A 2963-nucleotide genomic window follows, 5' to 3' on the forward strand; every position below is an offset into this window, starting at 1 on the left:
CGAAGAAAAGGAGGATGTACTTCTACATCTTCAGAAAAAATACAAAAGAACAATGAAGACCATCTAAAACCGACGGTTTTCATTGTTCTTTTTGTTTGTTAAGAGCTGGTTTTTTCCCAGCCCCTTTGAGCCTACCCATATCCGATTCCTCTGTCTGCATGAAACCTGTTCAGACAAGAATGGAGTTCGTAGGAAGCCCCCACTTCAAAATCCGGAGGATTTAAGTGGTGGGTAGTTCACTACAAGGGTTCATCCACCAGGTGGACCCCTTCATCTTCAACAACGCAAGATCTCACTTTCCAGATATCATCTGCATAGCGCTGAATTGTATAGTCAGCTGAAAATGGAGCTGAAGAAGCAATATTCAGCAGAGATTTGCGTGCCCACTCAGACTGATCTTTATAAAGATCATCGACTTTATTCTGAGCTTCTACGTAAGATGCAAAATCTTTTAATACAAAGTACTCATCATTAAAGTTTACGAGTGAATCAAATAATGCATAGCCTTCATCCTGTAGATTCGGAATCGTTCCATTAGTCAGAGCATCCAGAACATTCCTGAGTTTCTGATCAGACCCATAAAGTTCTCTTGCCTGATAAGACTGATTTGCTTTCAATTCGTATACTTCTTTACTGGATAAACCAAAGACAAACAGATTGTCCTCTCCGACAAAGTCTCTAATTTCAATGTTGGCTCCATCCAATGTAGCCAATGTTAAAGCCCCGTTAGCCATCAGTTTCATATTGCTTGTTCCTGACGCTTCCATACTTGCCAGTGAAATCTGTTCACTGATGTCTGCAGCCGGAATAATTTTCTCCGCCAGAGACACACCGTAATTTTCAAAGAAGACAATTTTCAGCTTGTCGCCGACATCAGGATCGTTGTTCACCAGATCAGCCAGAGAGTTGATCACTTTAATAATCTGCTTCGCATAATGGTAGCTTGGTGCAGCCTTTGCGCCGAATATGAAGACTCTAGGAACGTAGTCAACAGATGGGTTCTCTTTGATTTCAAGATAGCGGTGCAGGATATGAAGCAGATTCAAATGCTGGCGCTTATAAGCATGCAGACGCTTGATCTGGACATCGAACAAAGCATTCGGATCGACTGTAATTCCTTTTACTTCCTTGATGTGATCAGCCAGACGCTTTTTATTCTTGAGCTTTACATCCGTCAGCTTATTTAATGTTTTCTTATCTTTCTCGAAGCCTTTGAATACTTTCAGTTCTGATGGAGTAAGCTTCCAGTTTTCTCCAATTTTATCGTCAATCAGTTGAGTCAGATCAGGATTGGCTAAGTGAACCCATCTTCGCTGAGTAATCCCGTTAGTTTTATTGTTGAAACGTTCAGGATATAACTCAAAGAAATCTTTCAGCACATCATTCATGAGAATGTCAGTATGAAGTCTAGCTACCCCATTCACACTGTGACTGCCGATCACTGCCAGGTGAGCCATGTTGACAACTCCATTCTGCAAAATGGCTGTCTGCCAGGTGATGCGCTCTCCATATAATGGCATAGTATTTTCAACAAAGCGATTGTTGATTTCTTCGATGATCATGTAGATTCTAGGCAGCAGCTCTTTCATCATATCGATCGGCCATTTTTCCAGTGCTTCACGAAGGATGGTATGGTTAGTATAGCTGCATGTCTTGAATGTGATTTCCCAAGCCTGTTCCCATGACAAGTGTTCTTCATCGATAAGGATACGCATCAATTCAGGCACAACTAATGCAGGGTGAGTATCATTAATATGGATAGCCACTTTATCCGGAATGTTCTTACGGGGAACATTATATTTACGGAAGTGCCTGATAATGGACTGTACTCCCGCCGATACCATGAAGTATTCCTGTTTCAGACGTAGCAGACGCCCTTCATAGTTGGAATCATCTGGATACAGGACTTGAGTGATTTCCTTGATGGGTTCTGTTTCTTCAATCGTATGATAGTTCGCTTCTTCCTCTACCGGGATTTCAGCTGACCATAGACGAAGATTATTAACTGTGTCATTTCTATAGCCAACCATAGGGGTATCATAAGGCACGGCCAGAACATTCAGTGTATTCTCATAATGCGGGACCAGATGCCCCTGATGGTTTTCTTCCAGCCAAACATTCCCACCGAATCTCACCATACAGGTAGATTTGTCGTTTCTCGTTTCCCATACATTTCTGTACCTTAACCAGTTTTCAGGCAGTTCAACCTGGTACCCATCGACAAACTTTTGTCTGAACAGGCCATATTGATAACGAATACCATTTCCATTACCTGCCATACCTAGAGAAGCCAGTGAATCCATAAAGCAGGAAGCGAGACGTCCCAAGCCACCGTTACCTAATGCAGGGTCGGCTTCTGCTTCTGCCAGCTGATCAAATGATAAATCCAGTTCGCTCAAACCTTCTTTAATTACATCTAAAAGCCCCAGGTTGTAAGCTTTACTTCTTAATTGTCTGCCCGGAAGAAATTCCATAGAAAAATAATACACTTGTTTGACACTGTTTTTAATATACTTTTCTCTAGTCTCTTTCCAGTAACTTGAAATATAGTTTTTTACGAGGAGACCTAAAGCATTGTAAAGCTGTTCGTTTGATCCTTCTTCGTAACTGTAGGCATACATGCTTTGAAACTGCTGTTTAAATTCTCTAACAAACTGTTTAACTGTTACTTCCATAAACATTCCTCCACCTTTTCTACGTTAGTGTCAATACTTTCTTTTAATAATTGCTTACAATGGTTGTTATATCAAGGAAAAGCAAAAAAACACTTGCCCCTCCCCTAAATCTCGTTCAAAATAGTAGGTACCAACCAAACTACTTCCAAGAAAGGAATGGACAAGTGCTGTATACCCCTATTATAAACTGTCAGTTTGAAATTATCTACTATTGCCTGAAAGAAAATATCAGACAACAGGAAATGCTTGAAAAATATCGTGAATTGACCCGTTCTCTTATCGAAGAAC

1 protein-coding gene is annotated in these 2963 nt (G+C 40.8%); it reads right to left on the reverse strand.

Going from position 1 to position 2963, the window contains the following annotated elements; genetic code table 11:
• Nucleotides 1–239 precede the first annotated feature (239 nt).
• Nucleotides 240–2675 (reverse strand): glycogen/starch/alpha-glucan phosphorylase, encoded by a 2436-nt coding sequence (locus ACYQ4S_RS11465; RefSeq protein WP_459771251.1) that lies wholly within the window; start codon nucleotides 2673–2675, stop codon nucleotides 240–242.
• Between the last annotated feature and the right edge of the window lie 288 nt (nucleotides 2676–2963).

This window comes from Alkalibacterium sp. s-m-28, assembly GCF_054658175.1.

What these genes read in the sequence shown, in the direction of transcription:
- ACYQ4S_RS11465 (WP_459771251.1), bottom strand. Translation starts at nt 2,675, where the DNA reads ATGGAAGTAACAGTTAAACAGTTTGTTAGAGAATTTAAACAGCAGTTT.